This is a genomic window from Xanthomonas prunicola (genome assembly GCF_002846205.1).
Classification (GTDB): Bacteria; Pseudomonadota; Gammaproteobacteria; order Xanthomonadales; family Xanthomonadaceae; genus Xanthomonas; species Xanthomonas prunicola.
The window spans coordinates 146,316-168,986 of sequence record NZ_PHKV01000001.1; the positions used below are offsets into that span (position 1 = coordinate 146,316).

The 22,671-nt window shown below is 65.5% G+C and carries 16 protein-coding genes and 1 other RNA gene; 7 read left to right on the forward strand and 10 right to left on the reverse strand.

Annotated features, from left to right (window positions below; genetic code table 11):
- Nucleotides 1-2: 2 nt before the first annotated feature.
- From XpruCFBP8353_RS00725 to XpruCFBP8353_RS00735, 3 genes are all read right to left on the reverse strand, one after another.
- A complete protein-coding gene (locus tag XpruCFBP8353_RS00725) occupies nucleotides 3-3,923 on the reverse strand; it encodes a YhdP family protein (RefSeq protein ID WP_101361492.1) in 3,921 nt (1,306 codons plus the stop codon).
- A gap of 168 nt (nucleotides 3,924-4,091) precedes the next feature.
- Nucleotides 4,092-5,591: a ribonuclease G gene (gene rng / locus XpruCFBP8353_RS00730; protein ID WP_101361493.1), complete on the reverse strand. Its 1,500-nt coding sequence runs from the start codon at nucleotides 5,589-5,591 to the stop codon at nucleotides 4,092-4,094.
- Nucleotides 5,591-6,163 (reverse strand): Maf-like protein, encoded by a 573-nt coding sequence (locus tag XpruCFBP8353_RS00735; RefSeq protein WP_101361494.1) that lies wholly within the window; start codon nucleotides 6,161-6,163, stop codon nucleotides 5,591-5,593. The genes rng and XpruCFBP8353_RS00735 overlap by 1 nt, the downstream gene beginning before the upstream one ends.
- Nucleotides 6,164-6,301: 138 nt before the next feature.
- Here XpruCFBP8353_RS00735 and XpruCFBP8353_RS00740 point away from each other — a divergent pair, with 138 nt between their 5' ends.
- From XpruCFBP8353_RS00740 to XpruCFBP8353_RS00755, 4 genes are all read left to right on the forward strand, one after another.
- Complete coding sequence (locus tag XpruCFBP8353_RS00740) at nucleotides 6,302-7,036, forward strand: SIMPL domain-containing protein (RefSeq protein WP_101361495.1); 735 nt, start codon at nucleotides 6,302-6,304, stop codon at nucleotides 7,034-7,036.
- 320 nt (nucleotides 7,037-7,356) lie between these two features.
- Nucleotides 7,357-10,467, forward strand: a complete 3,111-nt coding sequence (locus tag XpruCFBP8353_RS00745; RefSeq protein WP_101361496.1) for a TonB-dependent receptor — start codon at nucleotides 7,357-7,359, stop codon at nucleotides 10,465-10,467.
- A gap of 310 nt (nucleotides 10,468-10,777) precedes the next feature.
- Entirely contained in the window at nucleotides 10,778-11,452 is a 675-nt protein-coding gene (locus tag XpruCFBP8353_RS00750; protein ID WP_101361497.1) for an energy transducer TonB, read from the forward strand.
- Between the two features lie 287 nt (nucleotides 11,453-11,739).
- Nucleotides 11,740-11,815, forward strand: a non-coding RNA gene (locus tag XpruCFBP8353_RS00755) — sX9 sRNA.
- A 73-nt stretch (nucleotides 11,816-11,888) separates the two neighbouring features.
- Here XpruCFBP8353_RS00755 and rlmH read toward each other — a convergent pair.
- Nucleotides 11,889-12,359 carry a 23S rRNA (pseudouridine(1915)-N(3))-methyltransferase RlmH gene (gene rlmH / locus XpruCFBP8353_RS00760; protein ID WP_101361498.1) on the reverse strand — a complete coding sequence of 157 codons (471 nt, stop codon included), beginning with the start codon at nucleotides 12,357-12,359 and terminating at the stop codon, nucleotides 11,889-11,891.
- Between the two features lie 121 nt (nucleotides 12,360-12,480).
- Here rlmH and XpruCFBP8353_RS00765 point away from each other — a divergent pair, with 121 nt between their 5' ends.
- Nucleotides 12,481-14,016, forward strand: a complete 1,536-nt coding sequence (locus XpruCFBP8353_RS00765) for an alkaline phosphatase PhoX (protein ID WP_101361499.1) — start codon at nucleotides 12,481-12,483, stop codon at nucleotides 14,014-14,016.
- Between the two features lie 153 nt (nucleotides 14,017-14,169).
- Here XpruCFBP8353_RS00765 and rsfS read toward each other — a convergent pair whose 3' ends face one another.
- From rsfS to XpruCFBP8353_RS00800, 6 genes are all read right to left on the reverse strand, one after another.
- Complete coding sequence (rsfS, locus tag XpruCFBP8353_RS00770; RefSeq protein WP_005912943.1) at nucleotides 14,170-14,583, reverse strand: ribosome silencing factor; 414 nt, start codon at nucleotides 14,581-14,583, stop codon at nucleotides 14,170-14,172.
- 56 nt (nucleotides 14,584-14,639) lie between these two features.
- Complete coding sequence (gene nadD, locus XpruCFBP8353_RS00775; protein WP_101361500.1) at nucleotides 14,640-15,542, reverse strand: nicotinate-nucleotide adenylyltransferase; 903 nt, start codon at nucleotides 15,540-15,542, stop codon at nucleotides 14,640-14,642.
- Nucleotides 15,539-16,567 carry a DNA polymerase III subunit delta gene (holA, locus tag XpruCFBP8353_RS00780; protein ID WP_101361501.1) on the reverse strand — a complete coding sequence of 343 codons (1,029 nt, stop codon included), beginning with the start codon at nucleotides 16,565-16,567 and terminating at the stop codon, nucleotides 15,539-15,541. Before holA ends, nadD begins: the two co-directional genes overlap by 4 nt.
- Before the next feature lie 21 nt (nucleotides 16,568-16,588).
- Nucleotides 16,589-17,224 (reverse strand): LPS-assembly lipoprotein LptE, encoded by a 636-nt coding sequence (locus XpruCFBP8353_RS00785; RefSeq protein ID WP_101361502.1) that lies wholly within the window; start codon nucleotides 17,222-17,224, stop codon nucleotides 16,589-16,591.
- A gap of 443 nt (nucleotides 17,225-17,667) precedes the next feature.
- Nucleotides 17,668-20,325 carry a leucine--tRNA ligase gene (gene leuS / locus XpruCFBP8353_RS00795; protein WP_101362412.1) on the reverse strand — a complete coding sequence of 886 codons (2,658 nt, stop codon included), beginning with the start codon at nucleotides 20,323-20,325 and terminating at the stop codon, nucleotides 17,668-17,670.
- Between the two features lie 72 nt (nucleotides 20,326-20,397).
- Complete coding sequence (locus XpruCFBP8353_RS00800) at nucleotides 20,398-21,009, reverse strand: DUF998 domain-containing protein (RefSeq protein ID WP_101361503.1); 612 nt, start codon at nucleotides 21,007-21,009, stop codon at nucleotides 20,398-20,400.
- A gap of 205 nt (nucleotides 21,010-21,214) precedes the next feature.
- Here XpruCFBP8353_RS00800 and trxA point away from each other — a divergent pair, with 205 nt between their 5' ends.
- On the forward strand, nucleotides 21,215-22,072 hold the full coding sequence (trxA, locus tag XpruCFBP8353_RS00805) for a thioredoxin (RefSeq protein ID WP_101361504.1): 858 nt from the start codon (nucleotides 21,215-21,217) through the stop codon (nucleotides 22,070-22,072).
- A 129-nt stretch (nucleotides 22,073-22,201) separates the two neighbouring features.
- Entirely contained in the window at nucleotides 22,202-22,651 is a 450-nt protein-coding gene (locus XpruCFBP8353_RS00810) for a DUF4442 domain-containing protein (RefSeq protein ID WP_022973972.1), read from the forward strand.
- Nucleotides 22,652-22,671: the final 20 nt, after the last annotated feature.

Below are 22,671 nucleotides of genomic sequence, written 5' to 3' on the forward strand. Positions count from 1 at the left end.
CGTCAGCGCAGCGTCGGATCTGTCTTGCCGGACTTACCCGATGGAGCGGCCGGTTTGCGCGGCGCCCGCTCGCGCGCCTCGCGCTCCACGACGTCCACCTGCGGATCTTTCCACGGCCCGGTGACGTGGTAGGTCTTGGCACCGATCGCACCCAGCGGCTTACCGAGCACCGCGTTGGCCGCCGCGCCGACTGCCGCACCCACCGGGCCACCGGCAACTGCGCCGACCACGGTCAGCAGGTTGCCGGCCTTGGGGTTCACGTCCACGGTTTGGTCGAAGGTCTGTGCACGCAGGTCGGTCTGACCGCGGATGGCGATGTCGGCAGCGGGGCCTTCGATGCGGATGGCATCGGTGCGCGCGAAGCCCTCACCGAAGCGCACTTCGCCGGCTAACTTGTTGAAGGCCAGGCCCTTGGAGAAGAAATCGCGGAAGTCGAACATCAACCGACGCGGCAGCTGCGCCACGCTGAGCAGGCCGAGTACGCGGCCGGCGCCTGGGTCCACTTCCAGCAACTGGCCATTACGCACGTCCACCTTGAGGTTGCCGTCCAGCGAGCCGAGCGCAAAGCCAGTGGGCGAGCCTTCCCAGCCAGCATTGAGTTCCAGCGCTCCTTCGCCGCCACGCAGCTGGCCGCCCAGGGTGAGGTTCTGCAGCAGATTGCCCAGGTTGCGGCTGTCCACACGCGCTGACAGGCGCGTGCTGGCCGCGTCGCCCTTGCCGCGCCAGGCACCGGTGAGGCCGATGTTCTGGTCGTCCGAGCGCAACTGCAACTGATCCACCTGCATGCCATCGGTGAGCCGGCTGCTGCGCAGGGTGGCCGCGCCGAAGGTCATCTTGCCGATCTGCAGATCGTCGATATCCAACGCCAGCGGCGGAATAGAGACCGGGTCGAATTCGGCCACGGCACGACGCGCAGGTTCCGGCAACGCGCCGGCCAGCGGGTCGCCAGGTTCGGGTGCGGCCGGCTCGGCAGGCGCCGCCACCGGCTGCCAGTGCACGGTCTTCAACTTGCCCTGCACGGTTGCACCATCGGCTGTGGGAACGGTGAGCTGGCCAGCCAGCGAGGGGCCGTCCAGCGTCACCGCCACCGCATCGCGGGTGGGGTGCAGACGCAGGCGCGTTTGCGGGAATACCCCGCCGATCATCAGCAAGCGGTCTGCCTGCACGTCCACCTCCTGCAACGGCACCGCGTCTTTCTTGGGAATGGCAGGCTGGCCGGGCAGCGGCGGCATGTCTGCATCGCTGCTGGTGCCGCGCGCCAGGCTGATCCAGTCGATCGCATCCAGCGACGCGGCGCGACCAGTGACCACCAACCCGTTGGCCGGCGGCCGTTCGGTGACGGTGTCGGTGCCCATCACCACGCGCACGCCGGTCTGCTCGCCATGGCTGCTGGCCTTGAGCGCCACCAGCTTGCCGAACGCCACATCAATATCGCCATCGCCCACCGGCAGCGCCACCTTGACCTGGGTGTCCAACGGCTGGCTGGCGGCCTTGTCCAGCGGCGCAGGAAGATCCAGCGTGGTGCCAACCAAGCTAGACCGGAGCGTCAGCATCGCATTTGCATCGGTTTGCCCCGGCGGCGGCAGCGGCACATCCACACCGACCTGCCAGGGTGCACTGCCGTGCACGTACGGACGCAGCCACTCCATCTGCGGTGCGCGGTCGAATAATTCCCTGGCATCCAGGGTGGCGCCAAGACGTGCTTCGAAGGCCTGCTTGGGGTCCTGCACCAACCCGCCGGCGCGCAACGACAAGTCGCCGCTGCGCCCCTCGTGCTGCACGCTCAGATGGTCGGCGGCAAAGCCGGTGTCTCGGTACTCGGCCTGCCCGCTGACCTGGTCGAAGGCCAGATCCCAGCGCGCATCGGCCAGCTTGGCACCCTGTAACGCCACCGTGCCCTGCAGATGGCCGCCAACGCCATGGGTGCGCAATGGACGCAGTAGATCGAAGGTCACGGCGGCCGGACCGGACACGGTGAGATTGCGCAAGGTGTCGCCATAGCGGCGCTCCAGCGGGCTCTTGCGCAGCATGCCCAGTAGCTGCGCTGCATCGGCCTGGGTGGAGGCGCGGACGTAGAGTTCAGAGGTGGCGAAACTGGGGATGCCCGCTTCCAGCTGCGCAATCGGCGTACCCGCAAGGTCGCCCTGCCCCTGCAGCGAGAAACCGTTGCCGATAAAACGCAGGTGCGCCTGGACCTGTTCCATCGCCGGCCAGTCCGGCTGGAAGCGGATCACGCCATCGCGAATCTGCCCGAATGCTTCGAAGCGCCCGTCGTTATTGTCGAACGGCCAATCGTCCAGATCGCCGCTGACCAGGCCAGTGCCCCCGGTGACGGTGCCGCCAGCCACGGCCATATCGAGCCAGTCGATGGCAGCCTCGCTCATCTTGGAGCGGATCCAGAACTTGCGCGCCACCGGCAGCGCCACATCGTCCAACTGGGCCGCCAGCTGCATGCGCGGGCGGCGGCCATCGCCCTGGAACCACAGCCCGCCGCGCACGTTGGCGCCGTAATCCTTGCCCTGCACACGCAGCGCCGGAGTGGCGACCTGCCAGCCGGCGCCTTCGCGCCAACCGACGATCTTGCCGGCCAGCTGAATCTCATGCACCACGCCAAAGCCGGTTGGCCAATCGAAGCGCAGCGTGGTGTCGGGCACGGGATCCAGCTCCACGCCCTGCGCATCGCCATCGATGCTGCCGCGCAGGCCGCTGATGCCCGGCGCATTGCCCACCGGCAGAAACCCGAGTTCTTCGATCTGGCCCTGCGCCCGCATTGCGCCGCCCTGCTCGCCGGCGATCTGCAGGTCGGCCACCCGCAGCTGCGGTTTGGACAGGCTCAGCCAGCGTCGCAAGGCAGGCGACAACTGCTCGCTCAGCGCCGCCGCCGCGATCAAGCCCGAGACATCGACATGCTTGCCTACCACCGCATAGCGGCGCCCGCCGGCAATGCTCAGCCCGTCCAGGTGCTGCAGATGCGTTGCCTGCCCCATGCGCAGCAGCGGGGCGTCGACCCGCCAGCCGCCATCGATGGTCTGCCAGCGCGCGTGGGCCTGCAGCCGCTCCCAGGTCAATGTGCGCCGCGCGGTCTCGTCCGGCAGCGCTTCCCCGGACAGGCGCAGCTGCTGCAGATCGGCATCCACGCTCACCGCGGCGATCTTTCGTGCGCGCAGCTGTGCCCAAGCCTGCAGCCGCCCGCCACCACCATCCACGCGCATGCCGCCGAACTGCAGCAACGACGCCCACGCGGACAGGTCAGCCGGGTCGGCTTGCGCGTAAGCACGACCGTCGCCACTGTCGCGGTCGAATTCCAGCACCGCCGTCAGCGGCGCGCGCTTGAGATCGATCCAGCTACGGCTGCCCACCTTCACGGTGGAGCCGCTGACGCGCAGGCGTAGATCGATGCGCGGCAGCGTGGTGTCCAGGCCGATCGATGGCGCGGCCACATGCAGGCGCGCTTCGGCCAGCTGGATCTCGCCGAGCCGGCGCAGCGCATCCAGCGGATCGGAATCCCCGCCGCTGGGCATGCCCTGCACCGACCACGCACCGTCGTCGCTGCGCTCCAAGGTCAGCGCCAGGCCACGCAGGCGTATCTCGGTCAACGAATGCCCCGGCAACAGCCCGGCGTACATCGCCAGCAACACCTCGGCCTGGCCGACGCGCACCTCTCCGTGCGGGCCGATGCGCAACCCATCCAGCCGCAACAGCGGACCGCGTCGCGTCCACTGGGCTTGCAGCCGATCGAACGCGATCGGCTGACCGGCACGCTGGCTCAGCCACTGCGCAATCTGCTGTGGGTGCTCCTCGGCCAACGGCAATGCCTGGCTCGCCGCGCCCACCAGCAACGCGACCGCTACCAGCGCAAGCGCGCAGGCAGTGATCGCATAGCGGCGAAACAGGCGCAGACGGCGGCGCAGCGGGGTGGGCATTAACGGCGGGGAATGGTGAATAGGGAATAGGGAATCGCAGGAGCACAAACCGCGCCGCGCGCACGATCATCCATCCGCGCGCGCCGCCATTCTAAAGATGTCACCGGCACCCCGCAGAGCGCCTTTCGCTCCACCCCCATTCCCGGTTCCCGACTCTCCATTCCTGCCTCATAGCAGCACCACATCGAACTGCTCCTGCAGATACTGGTCGTCGGACTGGAAGCGGATGCTTTTGCCGAGGAACTCTTCCAGTTCGGCCACGGCTGCCGACTCTTCCTCGGTGATGCGCGCGACCACCTTGGACGAGGCGATCACCAGCAGACGGGCGGCATCGAACTGGCGCACAGCGCGGGTGATCTCGCGGAAGATCTCGTAGGTCACCGTTTCTGCGGTCTTGATGGTGCCGCGCCCGCCGCATTGGCCGCAGGTTTCCGAGAGCTGGCGCTCCAGGCTTTCCACGGTGCGCTTGCGGGTCATCTCCACCAGGCCCAACGGCGAGAACTCGTACACGGTGGTCTTGGCGTGATCGCGTGCAAGCGCCTTCTCCAGCGTGCGCAGCACCTGGCGGCGATGCTCCGGGTCGTCCATGTCGATGAAGTCGATGATGATGATGCCGCCCAGATTGCGTAGCCGCAGTTGCCGCGCCACCGCCTGTGCAGCCTCCAGATTGGTGCGGAACACGGTTTCTTCGAGGTTGCGCTGCCCCACGAACGAGCCGGTGTTGACGTCGATGGTGGTCATCGCCTCGGTCTGGTCGATCACCAGATAGCCGCCCGATTTGAGCGGCACTTGCTTGTTCAACGCACGCCCGATCTCGTCCTCGACCCCGTACAGGTCGAAGATCGGCCGGTCGCCGGTGTACAGCTCCAGCCGCTCGGCCAGCACCGGCATGTACTTGGCCACGAAGGCCTGCAACTGCACGAAGGTCTCGTTGGAATCGACCTTCACCTTCTCCACGTCACGGCGGATCAGGTCGCGCACCGCACGCAGCGGCAAGCTCAGGTCTTCGTAGATGATGCTGCACGGCGGCGCTTCACGGCCGCGGCGCTCGACCACGGTCCAGACCCGCGAGAGATACGCGATGTCCTCGGCCAATGCCTCGGCCGGCTGGCCTTCGGCATTGGTGCGGATGATGTAGCCGAAGCCGCCATGCTGGGCCGAGACCTCGCTGACGATGGTCTTCAGGCGCAGGCGCTCGGCCTCGTCTTCGATGCGCGCCGACACCCCGACGACCTTGGACTGCGGCAGCAGCACCAGATAGCGCGACGGAATGCTGATCTGGGTGGTCAACCGCGCGCCCTTGGTGCCGATCGGGTCCTTGACCACCTGCACCACGATGTCCTGACCGTCGCGCAGCAGCTCCACGATCGGCACCGAGGCCGGCGGCGGCGGCGGGATCGGGGTTTCTTCGGTATCGACCACACTGGCCGGCACTGGCGCCAGGCGGATCACATCGTTGGCGTGCAGAAACGCAGCACGCTCCAGTCCGACTTCGACGAACGCGGCCTGCATGCCGGGCATCACCCGCTGCACCTTGCCCTTGTAAATATTGCCCACCACGCCCCGGCGCCAACCGCGCTCGATATGTAGCTCCTGCAGCATGCCGTTCTCGATCACCGCCACACGGGTTTCGCGCGGGGTGACGTTGACCAAAATCTCTTCCGACATCAATGCGCTCCGAAGGCTGTGAGCAACTGCGAGGTGTGATAAAGCGGCAATCCCATCACGCCGGAATAGCTTCCGGACAGATGGCGGATGAAGCGTTCGGCGCGGCCCTGGATCGCGTAGGCGCCGGCCTTGCCCATCGGCTCGCCACACGCCGCGTAGGCGGCGATCTGCGCAGCATCGAGCGTGTCGAAAGTGACCTCCGACACAACCAATGCCTGCGCCGGCGCGCGCTGCGTGCAGACTAGAACCACCGCCGTGAGCACCTGGTGGGTGCGCCCGGACAACACGCGCAGCATCGCGCTGGCATCGTCCACATCGACCGGTTTGCCGAACACCCGCTCGCCCAGCACCACTTCGGTATCCGAGCCCAGCACAATGGCGTCGGGGTCAGCGGCCTGTACCAGCGCCAGCCCGGCGTGCGCCTTGTCCAGCGCGACGCGCTGCACGTAGTGTTCGGGCGATTCATTGGCTGCGCGCAGCTCGGGCACATCCAGTTGCAATGTCTGGAACGGCACATCCAGGCGTTGCAGGAGTTCGTGTCGGCGCGGCGAACGGGAGGCGAGATAGAGCATCCGTCCAGCATACCTGTTGCCCGCACTCGCCCGCTCGCCTGGTGAACGCACGCACCGCTGCCGGAAGCCTTGTTGCGTTCGACTCACAACATATTCATCGACCTGCCAACACGCTCGCCACACAGACAAGGAGATCTCATGCGTACCCACCTCAAGCCGTTGTTGCTGGCCCTGTCCATCGCTGCCGGAACCGCCATGACCGCCCACGCCCAACCTGCGTCGAGCTACACCATCCCCAGCGACGGCACCCTGCTCAATGTGTCGGCCGAGGCCGAGGCCAAGCGCGTGCCGGACATCGCCACGCTGTCTGCGGGCGTCGTCACCCAGGCCGCCGACGGCAATGCCGCCATGCGCCAGAACGCCGAACAGATGAGCAAGGTCATGGCCGCAGTGAAGGCGGCCGGCATCGCCGACAAGGATGTGCAGACCAGCGGCATCAATCTGAGCCCGCAATACACCTATAAAGAAAACGAAGCGCCCAAGATCAACGGCTACCAGGCCAGCAACACCGTCAGTCTCAAGGTCCGCGACATCACCCGCCTGGGCAAGGTGCTCGACGCCCTGGTCGCGCAGGGCGCCAACGACATCAACGGCCCGAGCTTCTCGATCGACCAACCCGAACCGGTCTACGACGAAGCACGCGTTGCCGCACTGAAAAAAGCCCAGGCGCGTGCCGAAACCTATGCCAAGTCGTTGGGCCTGAAGGTGCGCCGCATTGTCAGCATCTCCGAAGGCCACAGCGGCGGTGCGGTGCGCCCGATGATGATGGCCGCCTCGATGCGCTCGGCCAAGGCCGAGATGGACACCCCGGTGGCCCCGGGCGAAAGCACGCTGTCGATCAATCTGGATGTCACGTTCGAGCTGGGACGTTGAGGAGCGGGAACTCGATCAGGACCTACGTATTGCGTTTGCACTGCCCTCTTCGGAGGGCAGTGTCGTTGACGCGGCCAGTCGACTCCGCGCCGCTCTCCCGGCGACTGGACGTTACCGCGCGCTCGTCAACCTAAAATCTGCTTACTTACAAGTACCCAGAGTCACACCAGTTCAGTCTGAATAGGCCTTTTTTGGTCTTTGTGCTAAAAAAAACATGAAATCCAGAGAAATCGTTCTTTAAGCGGGCGCAACCGCTCTCTAGCATCAGTTGTCAGCGCACCGTCATCTTCGTGACGGCGCCCATCTGGAGAGCGATAGAGATGACCAGCCATTCCGCGCGGCACCGCCGCCCGTTCTGCTCCACGTCGCCTGTGCGCTATGGCCGCATCAGCATGCTTGCCCTTGCGCTGAGCGGCGCCGTCGGCATGCTCGCCACCGGCACTGCGGCCGCGCAAAGCACCACGGCCGGCATCTACGGAAGCGCGCCGGCCAGTGCGGGTGCAACGGTCACTGCGCAGAGTGATAGCGGTTTTACGCGCACTGCAACGGTCGATGCCAACGGCCGCTATGCCATCGGCAATCTTCCGGTAGGGACGTACACCGTCACTCTGCAACGCGAAGGCCAGGCCGCCGAAACGCGCAAGAACATCGCGTTGCGCGTTGGCGCCGGCACCGATGTGTCCTTCGGCAGCAGCAATGCGTCCGACGACACTGCCACCCTGGGCACCATCACGGTCACCGGCAAGAACATCTCGCCGGTGGATGTGTCTGCCACCGCCTCACGCACGGTGATCACCGCCGAACAATTGCAGCGGCTGCCGCTGGCACGCTCGGGAGAAGCGATCGCGCTGTTGTCGCCTGGCGCCGTGCAAGGCAGCGGCTACTTCGGTAACGCCATTTCCTTCGGCGGCGCCGGCGTCACCGAGAACGCTTACTACCTCAACGGTTATCTCAGCTCCAATCCGCTGAACAACATCGGCGGCGTGACCCTGCCCTACGGCGCCATCGACCAGCAGGAGACCTATACCGGCGGCTACAGCGCCCGCTACGGCCGCTCGGCCGGCGGCGTGCTCAGCCAGATCGGCAAGCGTGGCACCAACGAGTGGCACTTCGGCGGACAGATGCTGTGGCGGCCAAAGAGCCTGTCCAGCGATTACAAGAATGTCTTTTATCCGGACACCGCACCGCCCAGCAACTACAACTACACCGACTCGACGTTGCCAGGCACGCTGTACCGTAGCCGCAAGGACGACGGGGCGTGGAATACGGTGTACAGCGCCTACGCGGGCGGCCCATTGATCGAGGACAGATTGTTCGTGTTCGTCGCCGCCGAGCAGGAGCGTACTCAAGGCGTTTCCACGCCCGCGGTCGATTCGGCCGTCATCGGTCGCAATCGTTATCGCCAGGATGAGCCCAAGGTGTACGCCAAGATCGACTGGAATATCAACGACAGCAACATCCTCGAATTCACCGGCGTCAAGAACAATTACCGCGAAGGCGGCACATATAGCGACTTCAATGGCTACGAGGGAGTCACCTCAAATGCCGACGGTGCGTTTGCCGACACGGTCAAGGTCAACGACCGCTACTACATCGGCAAATACACCAGCTATATCACTGACGCACTGACGTTCAGCGCGACCTACGGCAAGAGCCAGCAGAGCGACTATCGCAATAACCCCAGCACGAATCCGTTCCTGAATAGCGCCAATCTGCAGGACCCCTCCGTTACCGGCGGCGCCCAGATTCGCAACAACCAGACCTCGTCTCAAGGACGAGACGGCGAAAACCGCACGCATGGTCTGCGCCTCGACCTGGAATACGTGTTGGGCAACCACACGCTGGCGGCGGGCGTCGACAATATGTATTTCAACGCCGACAAGGAAGGCGTGGTCACCACCGGCCCGGGCTATACCTGGACCTACGGCCGATCGCGGCGCCCAGATTTGCCGATCAGCGGTTCGTTGGGCGTCGGCCCCGCAGGCGGCGATGGCTACTACGTGTATCGAGGCGTCTTCAACACCTCCACCAGCATGTCGGTCCGGCAGAAGGCCTACTTCCTGGAAGACAAGTGGCAGGTGACTGACAACCTGTTGCTGACATTGGGCGTGCGCAATGACAAGTTCACCAACTTCAACGACGCCGGCAAGCCGTATGTGGAGAGCGGTGACCAATGGGCGCCGCGCCTGGGCCTGAGCTGGGATGTCTTTGGCGATTCGTCGTTCAAGGTCTACGGTAATGCCGGCCGCTACTATCTGGCGCTACCCAACAGCGTCGCCATTCGCGGGGCATCGCCGTCTACGTTCACCCGCGAGTACTTCAACTACACCGGCGTCGACGCGCAAGGCAATCCCACCGGCCTGACCCCGATCGCGGTCGATCCGAGCGTAGGCTTCTCCTGCGGCGGCAATGTGGTCTCGTCCAATCAGGAATGCGGCCAGCCGACCGACTCGGCCAGCGTTGCCGCCCGAGATCTCAAGTCGATGTACCAGGATGAGTTCATGGTCGGCTTCGACAAGACGCTGGGCAGCGACTGGGTCACCGGCGCCAAGTTTACCTACCGCAACTTGGGCACCACCATCGACGATGTCTGCGATTCGGACAAGATGCGCACCAAGCTGACCGCGATTGGCGTTGACCCCAGCACGGTCAATGTTCCCGGCTGCGTCATCTTCAACCCGGGCGAAACCAATTCCTTCAGCCTGGCTAACCTGGATGGTTCCGGCCGCACCGCGGTTTCGATGTCGTCGGCCGATTGGGGCTTCGACAAGAAGGCCAAGCGCAAGTACCTGGCACTGGATCTGTTCCTGCAGCATCCGTTCGACGGCAAGTGGGAAGGCCGCATCGATTACACCTTGTCCCGCAACTTCGGTAATACCGAGGGCCAGGTGAAGTCGGACATCGGCCAGACCGACGTGTCCAAGACACAGGACTGGGATGCGGCTGCGCTGATGTGGTACTCCGGCGGCTACCTGGCGAACGATCGTCGCCACCAGATCAAGCTCTATGGCTCTTATCAAATCGCACCGGAATGGTTGATCGCGGGAAATATCCGCATTCTTTCTGGTACTCCGAAGTCGTGCCTGGGGTATGTCAGCATCAATGGCATCCGCGAGGACTCTGATGCGGGCGACCCAGTCGGCTATTTCTCGGCCTATCACATCTGCGACGGCCAACCATCGCGGCCTGGCGACGCCGGTCGCATGCCATGGACGAAGATCGTCGACCTGGGCCTGACCTACCGCCCGCAATTTGCCGACAAAAAGTTGGCCTTCACCCTGCAGGGCTTCAACATCTTCAACGAACGTAAGCCGCTGCAAGTGGACTCCACTTGGGAAGACAGCCCGTACACCCTCTCCAACACATACGGCATGGGTGTCTATTTCACCCAGCCGCGCTACGCCGTGTTGTCCGTGTCGTACGATTACTGACGTCTCTCCCGTCAGCATCGTTTCCCCAGCCCTGCAAAGGGCTGGGCTTTTCTTGCATCCACGCCCAGCTTCGGCTGGGCGTTTTGTTTGCGCGGATGATTGCCACTGACGGACGCGTCTGGAAACTCGCGAGCGCACTGCATCGCCGAGCACCATGAGCATGACGCGTGCCGCGTTGACGGTGCGATGCAACCACGCAATCGCGTGTGACGCTTGTGCGGCCGCCATCGCTGCGGTAAACCTAGGCTACCGGATGGTGATGTACGTCCGGGTCGCGCTGGTCCTTTCCGCAGTTCCGTTCTGGAGGTGGATGATGGTTCGCACGCACTCGCAGGTTTCTTCCCGTCCCCTTGGCATCGACACCTCACGCGTTCTGGCGATGAGCACGGCCGTGGCATTGCACCTATTGGCGGGCGGGTTGTTGTTGATTCCGCTCTCGCACCGGGCCATTCCCCAGCAGACCGCGCCCAAAGAGCGCTGGCTCATGCCGGTCAGCATCCCGACGCCGCCGCCACCGATCCTGTTTCCAGTCGAAGTAAAGTTCACGCCGAAAACGCATTCACCGACCAAGACGCTGCCGGTGCCGGTACAGACCCCGGTGGTCAGTGAGGCGCCCGTTGTCGACAGCGCACCGCCTGCCGTTGCCGCAACCGTCTCCGACGTCGTTGCAGACAGCGCTCCGACGACCACCGCACCCAGCGGCCCGATCGAAGCAGGTCAATTGCAGTATCTGAGTTCGCCAGCACCGAGCTATCCGGCGGCCGCACTGCGCGCAGGTCAGCAAGGCACGGTGCTGCTGCGCGTGTTGGTCGGCACCGATGGGCGCCCGACCGAAGTGAGTGTGCAGACCAGCAGTGGTCATCGCGTGCTCGACCTGGCCGCACGTAGCCAAGTGCTGCGCAGCTGGCGCTTCCAGCCGGCGATGCAGAACGGTCAGGCTGTACAAGCCTATGGTCTGGTGCCGGTGAGCTTCGCGTTGAATTGAATGGGAACCCGATGCGGCGGCTTGCAACTGCAGCCGCCGCATCGATACGCCCCTGCTCAGACGACCGACGACTGCCATCCAGCCACGACCAACGCGTGCGCTCGGGTTATCCGCAATAAGCAACATCGCCAAAGCGTCCGTCTGAATGACGCACCCGCCATCGATCGCCAGTAACCGCCCACCTCGTTACGGAGCTGCGGCCACGCAGCAGCGCGCTTGCAGCTTGGATCGGCGAACAAAACAACCGCGCAGCCATCGGACAGATGCGGCCAGTGGTCGGAATCGGCATGCGCTGCTTGAGCACTGCGGTTCTTCCGCGCCATCCATACCGGCCCAGCGACTTTTCGCGACGTCTTGTTAGCCGCTCGGTTCGTCGGTGGTGACGGGAGGCGACGACCTTCGCTTGCTGCTGGATCTGGACCACCTGCGCGCGTTGCTATGCGCGGTGATACGGGTGATTAGCCAGCATCGCCGCGGCGCGATACAACTGCTCGGCGACGATCAGGCGTACCAGCATGTGCGGCAGGGTGAGTGGGCCGATCGACCAACTTTCGCTGGCGCTTTTCAGCACCTCGGCCGAATGGCCTTCCGGCCCGCCGATCAAAAACGCCAGATCGCGTCCCTGCCCACGCCAATACTCCATGCGCTGGGCGAGCTGTTCGGAACTGAGCGGGCGCCCCGGCACATCGAGCGCCACCACGTAGGCATTTTTCGGAAGTGCGGCGAGCACACGGCGCCCTTCGTCGTCGGTCGCGCGCTGTGCGTCGCGACCTTTGCCGCGCAGGCCGGGCTCGATCTCGACGAGCTCCAGCGGCATCCAGTGCGAAAGACGTTTCTGATATTCGGCAAACCCTTGCGCTACCCACGACGGCGCACGTTCGCCAGTGGCGATCAATCGGCATTTCATCCACACATGATATCCGCGTCACAGCCCGGGCAGTCCGCTGCGATTTGTCATCGCGTGTCATGGTGTGGTTACAGCTGGCAATTAGTGTCGCTCGACCACCCAGCCACGCAGGAGTCGTTCGATGCCGATTTTCGATCCCGCTCGCCGCCAGGTTCTCAAGGGCAGTGCCGCCGTCATGGCTGCCGGCGCCCTTGGCAGTTTGAGCGCGTTGCAGTCGCGCCAGGCCCAGGCCGCCACCTCACCCTCCACGCGACTTGCACCGGTCCCTAGCCGTTACGGTCCCCTTGCGCCGGTTGCCGACCAGAGCACCGGCCTGCCCCTGCTGCAGCTGCCACAGGGCTTCAGCTATCGCTCGTTCGGCTGGAGCGGCGACCGCATGGACGATGGTCAGCCCTGCCCCGACCGGCATGACGGCATGGCCGTGGTCGGCCTGCGCCGGCCCGACTGGCGCCCGGGCAGCGACCCGCTGCGCGGCCTGGAATATGTGCTGATCCGCAACCACGAACGCGGCGCAGGCAGTTCGTTCCGCGCACCGGCGATGTACGACACCGGCATCGTCAGTGGCACCCAGCAGGCCGGCGGCGGTACCACCACGCTGAGTTACGGCCGGCGCGGCTGGGGCAGCCTGGAGCCGAGCCTCGGCGGCACCCTGGTCAACTGCGCCGGCGGCCCGACCCCGTGGGGCACCTGGCTGAGTTGCGAAGAGATCAAGACCAATGCGGTGTCCAGCACCGGCCGCAAGCATGGCTACGTGTTCGAGGTGGACCCGGACAGCCACCGCACCACCGGCCGCCCGCTGGTGGGCCTGGGCCGTTTCAGCCACGAAGCGGTGGCAATCGACCCGCGTACCGGCATCGTCTATCTCACCGAAGACGACCGCAACAAGGCCGGCCTGTACCGCTTCATTCCCAACGACCGCCGCGGCCGTCATGGCTCACTGGAAAACGGCGGCCGCCTGCAGGCCGCGCGCGCGCGTGGCCGCCGCAACGCCGACCTCACCGTGGCCGGCATCGGCCAGCAATTCCAACTGGAATGGGTGGACATCGAAGAGCCCGATCTGGACAGCATCGCCGCACCGGACGGCTTTGCCGATATCGGCGCCAACGACACCTTGAGCGGCCCGTTCGCGCAGGCCTGGGCCGATGGCGCGTTGCGCATGAGTCGCGGCGAAGGCATCTGGTACAGCTACGGCAAGATGTTCATCGTCGACACCAGCACCGGCGTGGATGCGCAGGGCCGCCGCGGTTACGGCAATGGCGCGGTGTGGGTGCTGGACCTGTTTACCCAACGTCTGAGTGCGCTGTTCGTCAGCGGCAATCAGTTGGCGGCGCACAATCCGGACAACGTGACGGTGAGCGCGCGCGGCGGCGTGGTGTTGTGCGAAGACGGCGGCGAGAGCCCGGACGCATACGGCCCGGGCGCGCGTCTGCTCGGGCTGACCCGTAACGGCGAATCGTTCTACCTGGCCAAGAACAATGTGCAGCTGACCTCGCAGCAGATTGCCGATGCCGGCAAGACGATTGCCGAAGGCGATTACCGCGATACGGAGTTCTGCGGTGCGTGTTGGGACCCGTTGGCGCGCACCTTGTTCGTCAACATCCAGACGCCGGGTATTACGCTGGCGATTACCGGCCCGTGGGAGCGCGGACCGCTGTAACTGGAAGGCGGTGCGCTGCGCGCTGGTGATGCACATGTCCCGAACAGCGATTGCCAGGGAATGCACGAAGACGATCACTTGCGCAACGAACGACGCAGACAACAACGGCGCCCAAGGGCGCCGTTGTTGATCGTGCACGCATGTAGCGCAGATTCAGCGCAGTTCGTCGGACTCGTCTTCGTCGGACGGGCGCTGATCGCCCACCGTCCACAAGCGCTCCAGCGCATAGAACTCGCGCACGCGCGGCAGCATCACGTGCACCACCACATCGCCCAGGTCGACCAGCACCCATTCGGCTTCGCGCTCGCCTTCCACGCCCAGCGGCATCACGTCCAGACGCTTGGCGAACTTGACCACTTCGTCGGCGATCGATTTGACGTGGCGGGTCGAGGTACCCGACACCACCACCATGTAGTCACAGACACTGGACTTGCCGCGCACATCGATCTCGACCACGTCCTTGGCTTTCAGTTCTTCGACAGCCTCGCGCACGGTGGCCAACAGGGCCGGCACGGACGGCGGCGGGTTCGGAAGGGAGGTCTTGATGACTTGGGCTTGGCTGGTCAAAGCGGCAACTCGATGGAATTGGCGTAAATTATAGGCCGGTCCGGCCGGACGCGTGTTCAGCAAGCCGGGCGGGCGCTGCGGTACAGGCCGTCGCGCTGAATCATTGCGGCCACCGACGGCGGCACAAGGGCCTGCCATTGGCCACCAGCCGCGATACGTGAACGCACTGCGCTAGCCGATTCGCCGCGCAAGGGCTGATGCAGCAGATAGAGGCGGCCGGCCGGCGCGCTGACCAGCTCGCCCGCACTGGAGACCCAGCGGCCCTGCACCACTGCGGCCAGCTCCGGTACGTCGGCCAACTCCAATGTGGTGCCCGGTCTGGCGGCAACCACGAAATGCGCTAGCCCGAACAACGCCTCCCACGCATGCCAATGGTGCAATCCGACAAAAGCATCGGCGCCGAGCAGCCAGGCGATCGGGGCGCTCGGGCCGAGTTCGGCACGCAGCTCGCGCAAGGTATCGACGGTGTAGGAGGGCGCATCGCTCTGCGCGGCGCGGCGCAACTCGCGGGTATCCAGTTGCAGCCCTGGATAGTCGGCGAGCGCCAGTTGCAGCATCTGCGCGCGCTGCGTGGCAGTGGCGCCGGGCGCAGGGCGATGCGGCGGGTCGGCCGCCGGCACTAGGTGCACACCTGCATCCAGTTCGTCGCGCGCCGCGCAGGCGATGGCTAGATGGCCTACATGGATCGGGTCGAAGGTGCCGCCGTAGTAGAGATGGAGCCCGGACGCGGGAAGCGGGACGCGGGACGCGGTGTGGGACCGGGATTGCGGATTTGGGATTTGGGAGTCGGAAAGAAGCGGGGCTGACGCGGCGGCCTGAGCGTTGGTGGCTGGTGACGTTGCAGCGACACCGGTGGGACATGCCGGCTGTGCGTTTTGGTCTGCGGTTGCGCTGGTTGGAGGCTCCCGCTCTCCGGCGCGGGCGCCCTGCTCAGCGGTCCCGGCCTGCCGCGCGGTCACGCCAACAATCTCACCGCGCGGGCTTCGGCCACGGCCACCAGCAGGCGTTCCAGACCAACCCAGGCATCGCCGTCGGCGCGACCTTTGGCCATGCGATCGACCAGCCCGGCTTCGGCGACGAAGCGTTCCCAACGCCGCGGTTCGGGGTGACGTTGCAGCGCGCGCTTGAATGGCGCCTGGCGCGATTCCCACAGCCCCTGCGCCTTCATTTCGGCAGCGAGGTTGCCGCCGTTGGCCTGCACCTTCGCCAGCGATGCAGTGCGCAGTAATTCTTTGATCAGGATCGGCATCAGCGCGGCGACCGCCTCACCTTCGGCGCGCAGGCCGGCGAGCATGCGGATCACCGCAGCCGGCTGCCCGGAAAAGGTGGTTTCGGCCAACCGGAAGACGTCGTAACGCGCGGCGTCGGCCACCAACGATTCCATCGCCTCCAGATCCAGCGTCTTGCCGTCGGCCAGCAGGGCAAGCTTGTCGATTTCCTGCGCGGCGGCGAGCAGGTTGCCTTCGACCCGCTCGCTCAGGCGCTGCACGGCCGCGGCATCGGCGCGCAGGCCGTGCGCACGCAGGCGACGCTCGATCCAGTCGGACAGTTCATGCGGTTTGATCGCCCAGGCCACGGCAATAGTGCCGATCCGGCCGACCGCCTCCGCCCACTTGCCCTGGTGCGCCTTGCTCCAGTCGTTGGCGGTGATCAGCAGCACCACGTCCGGCGGCGGGTTGGCGCAGAAGCGGGTGATGACCTCGGCGCCGTCCTTGCCCGGCTTGCCGCTGGGCAGGCGCACCTCGACCAGGCGGCGCGGGCTGAACAGGCTGGGCGCATTGAAGCTGGCGTCGAGTTGATTCCAGTCGAACTCGCGGCCGTCGGCATCGAAGACCTCGCGTTCGCCGATGCCTTCGGCGCGCGCGCGTGCACGCACCGCGTCGGCGGCCTCAAGCACACGCAAGGTCTCGGGGCCGGCGATCAGATAGACCGGCTGCAACGGCTGGTTGGACTGGCCGGCCAGCTGCTCGGGGCGAAGTTCCATAACCGAAAAAGCGGGAGCGGCTTAGTTGCCCGAGGTCGGCGCAGGCGGCAACGAGGCCGGCACGCTGGATTCGGGCGTCGTGGTGGGCTGTGCTGGGGCCGGCGGCAACGGCGCAGTCGGGGTGCTTTCCAGGCTTTCGCCACGCTTCAAACGTGCCCGCACCACACTGTCGATACGACGCAGGATCGAGGCCGACATGTCTTTGCGCAGTTCGTCGGCAAGGATCTCGCGCTCGGTCGCGGTACCAGTGGCGTCCACCGGCGGCGACACGTAATCGCGCGACAGCTCGATCACCTGCTGCGGCACCAGCACCGAGCCATTGGCGGTGGTGACGGTGAAAATGGCCGCGTAGCGCAGACTGTATTCCTGGGCACGGCCCTGGCTGTCGATGGCGATCGGCAGATCGCCCCAGCGCTCGGACAACACCTGCACCTGCGCGAAGCCGGTCTTGGCGTCTTCATCGGCCAGCGTTGCGCCGGAAGCCTTGAGACCACGCCGCAACAGCTTGGCCAGCTCGCTGTACTGCGTGGCCGACTGCACCTTCACTGCCGGCGTGTCGGGCGGCAACGCCAGCGAATTACGCAGATGGAAACCGCAGGCGGTGAGGCTCGAGACCAGCACGAGGGACGCGGCGAAGGCAGTAGGGAATCGAATCATGGGCACAGTCTGGATGAGCGCCCCGGCGGCGGCAACAGGCGGATAGCCTGCCCGACACCGCGTGAACGGGGCTTGAGAGGGCGCCGCGAAAAACCGCAGTGCCCCAGGAGTGAAAAACGCGTCGCCACGCGCCGGTGAAATAACGTGTAGGGAACCGTCGCCAAAAACCCACCAGCGCGTCGCCACGCAGCGGTGAAATGAAACACCAAGCCTCCTCGCCTCTGTGTTGCTGCTCACCAGCGCACTGCATCGCCAGGACATCGCAGCGACACACCCACGCATCGACCCGCCGGTGCGGTGTCCTCCGGCAACGTCCTGATGCTTCGCCACGCGCCACCACCATCGATGGCGAAGAGGCGCGCTAGCCACCCTATACCCGTGTCACCGTACCGATCCGGCGAATGGCCCGGACCGGCGATGGCAACCCGCCGCATCAGCAACGCTTACCCCGCGACGATATTCACGATCTTGCCCGGCACGATGATGATCTTGCGCACGCTCAGGCCTTCAAGGAACTTGGCAGCGTTCGGCTCGGCCTGCGCCAGTGCTTCGATCTGTTCGCGGGTCGCATCGGCGGCGACGTCGATCGTGCCGCGCAATTTGCCGTTGATTTGCACCGCCAGCGTCAGCGCATCACGCACCAAGGCGCTGGCATCGGCCTGCGGAAACGCCTCGTTTTCCAGCAGCGTCTCGCCACGGCCCAGCACCTGCCACAACGCGTGGCTGGCGTGCGGGGTGATCGGGTTGAGCAGCAGCACCATCGCTTCCAGCGCTTCCTGGCGCACCGCACGGCCCTGGTCGCTGGCGTCGTCGAACTTGGCCAGCGCGTTGGACAATTCCATCACTGCGGCAATGGCGGTGTTGAAGCTGTGCCGGCGGCCATAGTCGTCGCTGACCTTGCCGATGGTTTCGTGGGTCTTGCGGCGGATCGCTTTCTGTTCGGCACTCAAGGGGCCGGCTAGTGCGGCGATCTTGGTCAACTCGTCGTCGATGCCCTCGCCCACATGCTTGTGCACCTGCACCCACAACCGGCGCATGAAGCGCGCCATGCCGTCGACGCCGGCCTCGTTCCACTCCAGCGATTGCTCCGGCGGTGCGGCGAACATCGAAAACAGCCGCACGGTATCGGCGCCGTACTTGGCCACCATCGACTGCGGGTCCACGCCGTTGTTCTTGGACTTGGACATCTTTTCGGTGCCGCCGATATGCACCGGCTGGCCGTCGGCGATCAGCACCGCGCCGGTGACGCGGCCGCGTTCGTCGCGCTGGATCTCCACGTCGGCCGGATTGATCCAGTCCTTGCCGCCGTTATCGGCATCGCGATAGAAGGTGTCGGCGATGACCATGCCCTGGGTGAGCAGATTGGTCACCGGCTCGTCGCTATCCACCAGCCGCGCGTCGCGCATGAGCTTGTGATAGAAGCGGAAATACATCAGGTGCAGGATCGCGTGCTCGATGCCGCCCACGTACAGATCGGCCGGCATCCAGTAATTTGCGCGGCGATCGACCATGTCGCGTGCGTTCGGGCTGGTATAGCGCGCCACGTACCAGCTCGATTCCATGAAGGTATCGAAGGTGTCGGTTTCGCGCTCGGCCGGACCGCCGCAGTCCGGGCAGGTGGTCTGGCGCCAGGTCGGGTCCGTCTTGATCGGCGAACCGGTGCCGGCGAATTCCACGTTCTCCGGCAGCACCACCGGCAACTGGTCTTCCGGCACCGGCACCGCACCGCACTTGGGGCAATAGATCACCGGAATCGGGCAGCCCCAGTAACGCTGGCGGCTCACGCCCCAGTCGCGCAGGCGGTAATTGACCCGGCGCTGGCCCTGGCCCTTGCGCTCGAAGCGCTCGGCCAATGCTTCGAAGGCGCCACCGAAATCCAGCCCGTCGAACTCGGCCGAATTGATCAGTTCCAGCTCGCGGCTCTTGTCGGTGTACCAATCGCGCCACTGGGTGGCGTCCCAGGTCTGCTCTTCTTCGTTGCGCGGCTCGCGCAGCTTGACTACCTGCACGATGGGCAGGCCGTACTTGTTGGCGAATTCGAAATCGCGCTGGTCGTGCCCGGGAACAGCCATCACCGCGCCGGTGCCGTAGCCCATCAGCACGAAGTTGGCCACCCACACCGGCACCTGCTCGCCGCTGATCGGGTGGATCGCGGTCAGGCCGGTGGCCATGCCACGTTTTTCCTGGGTTTCCAGCTCGGCTTCGGACACGCCGCCGTGCTTGAGCGTTTCCAGCAGCGCGGCCAGTTCCGGATTGGATTTGGCCGCGTGCAGCGCCAGCGGATGCTCGGCGGCGATCGACACGAAGGTCACGCCCATCAGCGTGTCCGGGCGGGTGGTGAACACACGCAGCGGGTCCAGTGCGGCGCCATTGGGATCGCGCACGTCGAACTGGATTTCCAGCCCTTCCGAGCGGCCGATCCAGTTGCGCTGCATGGTCTTGACCGAGTCCGGCCAGCCGTCCAGTTGGTCCAGGCCGTCGAGCAATTCCTGCGCGTAGTCGGTGATGCGCAGGAACCACTGCGGGATCTCGCGTTTTTCCACTACCGCGCCGGAGCGCCAGCCGCGGCCGTCGATGACCTGCTCGTTGGCCAGCACGGTCTGGTCGATCGGGTCCCAGTTCACCACCGCGTTGCGGCGGTAGGCCAGGCCCTTGCGCATCAGCCGGGTGAACATGCGCTGCTCATGCACGTAATACTCCGGCGTGCAGGTGGCGAACTCACGCGACCAATCGATGGCGTAGCCCAGCGACTTCAGCTGCGCGCGCATGTGCTCGATGTTGGCGTAGGTCCACTTGGCCGGCGCGGTCTTGTTCTTGATCGCCGCATTTTCCGCCGGCAATCCGAACGCGTCCCAGCCCATCGGCTGCAGCACGTTGTGGCCGGTCATGCGCTTGTAGCGGCTGACCACATCGGAGATGGTGTAGTTGCGCACATGGCCCATGTGCAACGCACCGGACGGGTACGGCAGCATCGACAGGCAATAGAACTTCGGCTTGTCCGAAGTTTCGTCGACCTGGAAGGCGCGGGAGGCATCCCAAAACTGCTGGGCGGAGGTTTCGACCTGCTGCGGGTCATAGACGTTCGGTTCGACGGTGGACATTGGGAGCAGATGCTCGGGCGGTGCAAAGCGGTACAGGGTACCGCAGTGCAGCAGGTGCACCAAACCGCTGTCTTAGACCGTGGACCTTGCCGGCCATGCCCAGGCCGCCACCGCCAGCCAGCCCACCCAGGCCAGGAACGCCAGCCGCTGGGCAACGGCCTGGCGCAGCAGGCCCTGCGGGCCGAATGCCAGCACCGCCACCAGCAGCCCTGCCGCCAGGCTCAACCAGGCCAGCCTGCGGGTCGTGGCAGCGTTGAGCAGCGCGGCGGCAATCAACAACATGCCTGGCACGAACGCCACGGCCCACAACAACCAGGCGGTGGCATGGGCCTGGCTGGCGCGGCCATCCAGATCGGTGGGATCCAGCGGCAGCATGCCCATGCCGAGGAAGGCCAGGCCGGCCAGCACGATCAACTGCCCACCCACGCGCAGACTCCAGCTGGCCTTGGGCGGCATACGCGCCAGCAGGCTGACGCCGGTGGCCATGCCCAGCGCGCCCACCAGCACGAACGCCAGCAGATTGAAGCCCAGCGCATGCGGCACGCCTTGCGCCCCCAACAGCGCAACCGGGTGGCTGGCCTGCAGATAACCCGGCAGCGTGGCGCCGAACCCGGCGAGCGCCAGCACGAAGACCGTTGCGGCGATCAGGCCGATATAGCGCTGCGCGCTGTCAGTGGTTGGCATTGTCTTGCTCCAGCACGGGGCGCGATGCGCCGCCAGAGCGCGGCATTGTCGTACCGGGCGGGCGCGCCGTGAACCCCTGACAGTGCCACGACCGTGCCGGAGACGGCCACGCCGCACGCCGAGATGCCTCATTGCCGCTAGGCTTGTGTCGGCCACGTTTGCCACCATTACCTCCCACTGTTGCCGCACTCACTTCTGGAAGCCCATGTCCGACAAGCCGCATGTATTCGATGCCACCACCGACACCTTCGAGACCGAGGTCCTGCAGAAATCGTTGACGACACCGGTACTGGTGGACTTTTGGGCCACTTGGTGCGGCCCCTGCAAGTCGCTGACGCCGATCCTGGAAAAGCTGGCAGGCGAGTACAACGGCGCCTTCGAGCTGGGCAAGGTCGATGTGGACAAGGAGCAGCAGATCGCCGCAGCGTTCCAGATCCGCTCGGTGCCGACGGTGTTCCTGGTCAAGGGCGGCGAGATCGTCGACGGCTTCCCTGGCGCGATGCCGGAAGGCCAGGTGCGCGAGTTCCTGACCCAGCACGGTGTGCTGCCGGCCGAGCCGCAGGTGGCCGAAGACGTGCCGCTGGCGCCGCTCGATCCGCAGGCGCAGGCCGCGGCGTTGCGTGAGGCGATCGCCGCCGAGCCGGACAAGGACGAACTCAAGCTGGACTTGGCATTGGCGTTGCTCAAGACCGGCGATACCGCCGAAGCCGAACAGCTCATCGATGCCCTGCCCGCCAACCTGGCCACCGATGACCGCGCAGTGCGCGCCAAGGCCCGGCTGAGCTTTGCCAACGTGCTCAAGGACGCCCCGGACGCCGCCGCGTTGCAGGCTACCGTGGATGCCAATGGCGCCGACCTGCGCGCGCGTCACCTGCTCGGGGTCCGCCATCTGCTCGATGGCAACGACGAAGCCGCGCTGGAGCAGTTCCTGGAAATGCTGCGGCAGGACCGCGCGTTCGACGACAACCTGCCGCGTCGCAGCCTGATCGATGCCTTCCGCGTCATCGAGGACGAGGACCTGGTCGGCCGTTACCGTCGCAAGATGTCCGCCCTGCTGTTTTGAGTCGCCCGGCGGACGCGTGTCGCGCGCGTCCGCCGTCGCCATCGACAGGTTTCTGCGCGCAGCGCTCCCGCCCGCCCATCCATACGCATACGAATGGTATTCTCGGCACGGTTTCGCCCTGGTCTGCGTATGCGCGCCTCTCTGTTCAAAGCCGGCCTCAACCTGTGGCCGCCATTCCTGTTCACCGGTATTCACGTCGTCGCGCTGGCAGACGACTATCGCCATGCGCGGGTCGAACTGCGGCTACGGCCGTGGAATCGCAATTACGTGGGCACGCACTTCGGCGGCAGCCTGTTCGCCATGACCGACCCCTTCTGGATGTTGCTGACGATGCACACGCTGGGGCGCGACTACTACGTGTGGGACAAGGCCGGCAGCATCGACTTCGTCAAACCGGGCCGAGGGACGGTGAGTGCAGACTTCGCGCTCGACGATGCGGTCGTGGCGACCATGCGTGCCGCCACTGCTGGCGGGGAGAAATACCTGCATTGGTTCGAAAACACGGTATGCAACCGCGACGGCGACGTGGTCGCGCACGTCCGCAAGCAACTCTACGTCAAACGCAAGCCGGCACGTTGAGGGTTACGGCGGTGATCGCT

Excerpts from the sequence above, each read along its gene's own strand:
- XpruCFBP8353_RS00740 (WP_101361495.1), top strand. The coding sequence starts at position 6,302 with ATGCGTACCCACCTCAAGCCGTTGTTGCTGGCCCTGTCCATCGCTGCC.
- XpruCFBP8353_RS00765 (WP_101361499.1), top strand. The coding sequence starts at position 12,481 with ATGCCGATTTTCGATCCCGCTCGCCGCCAGGTTCTCAAGGGCAGTGCC.
- rlmH (WP_101361498.1), bottom strand. The coding sequence starts at position 12,359 with ATGAAATGCCGATTGATCGCCACTGGCGAACGTGCGCCGTCGTGGGTA.
- XpruCFBP8353_RS00800 (WP_101361503.1), bottom strand. The coding sequence starts at position 21,009 with ATGCCAACCACTGACAGCGCGCAGCGCTATATCGGCCTGATCGCCGCA.
- XpruCFBP8353_RS00750 (WP_101361497.1), top strand. The coding sequence starts at position 10,778 with ATGATGGTTCGCACGCACTCGCAGGTTTCTTCCCGTCCCCTTGGCATC.
- leuS (WP_101362412.1), bottom strand. The coding sequence starts at position 20,325 with ATGTCCACCGTCGAACCGAACGTCTATGACCCGCAGCAGGTCGAAACC.
- XpruCFBP8353_RS00745 (WP_101361496.1), top strand. The coding sequence starts at position 7,357 with ATGACCAGCCATTCCGCGCGGCACCGCCGCCCGTTCTGCTCCACGTCG.
- XpruCFBP8353_RS00785 (WP_101361502.1), bottom strand. The coding sequence starts at position 17,224 with ATGATTCGATTCCCTACTGCCTTCGCCGCGTCCCTCGTGCTGGTCTCG.
- XpruCFBP8353_RS00735 (WP_101361494.1), bottom strand. The coding sequence starts at position 6,163 with ATGCTCTATCTCGCCTCCCGTTCGCCGCGCCGACACGAACTCCTGCAA.
- XpruCFBP8353_RS00725 (WP_101361492.1), bottom strand. The coding sequence starts at position 3,923 with ATGCCCACCCCGCTGCGCCGCCGTCTGCGCCTGTTTCGCCGCTATGCG.
- holA (WP_101361501.1), bottom strand. The coding sequence starts at position 16,567 with ATGGAACTTCGCCCCGAGCAGCTGGCCGGCCAGTCCAACCAGCCGTTG.
- rng (WP_101361493.1), bottom strand. The coding sequence starts at position 5,591 with ATGTCGGAAGAGATTTTGGTCAACGTCACCCCGCGCGAAACCCGTGTG.
- XpruCFBP8353_RS00810 (WP_022973972.1), top strand. The coding sequence starts at position 22,202 with ATGCGCGCCTCTCTGTTCAAAGCCGGCCTCAACCTGTGGCCGCCATTC.
- trxA (WP_101361504.1), top strand. The coding sequence starts at position 21,215 with ATGTCCGACAAGCCGCATGTATTCGATGCCACCACCGACACCTTCGAG.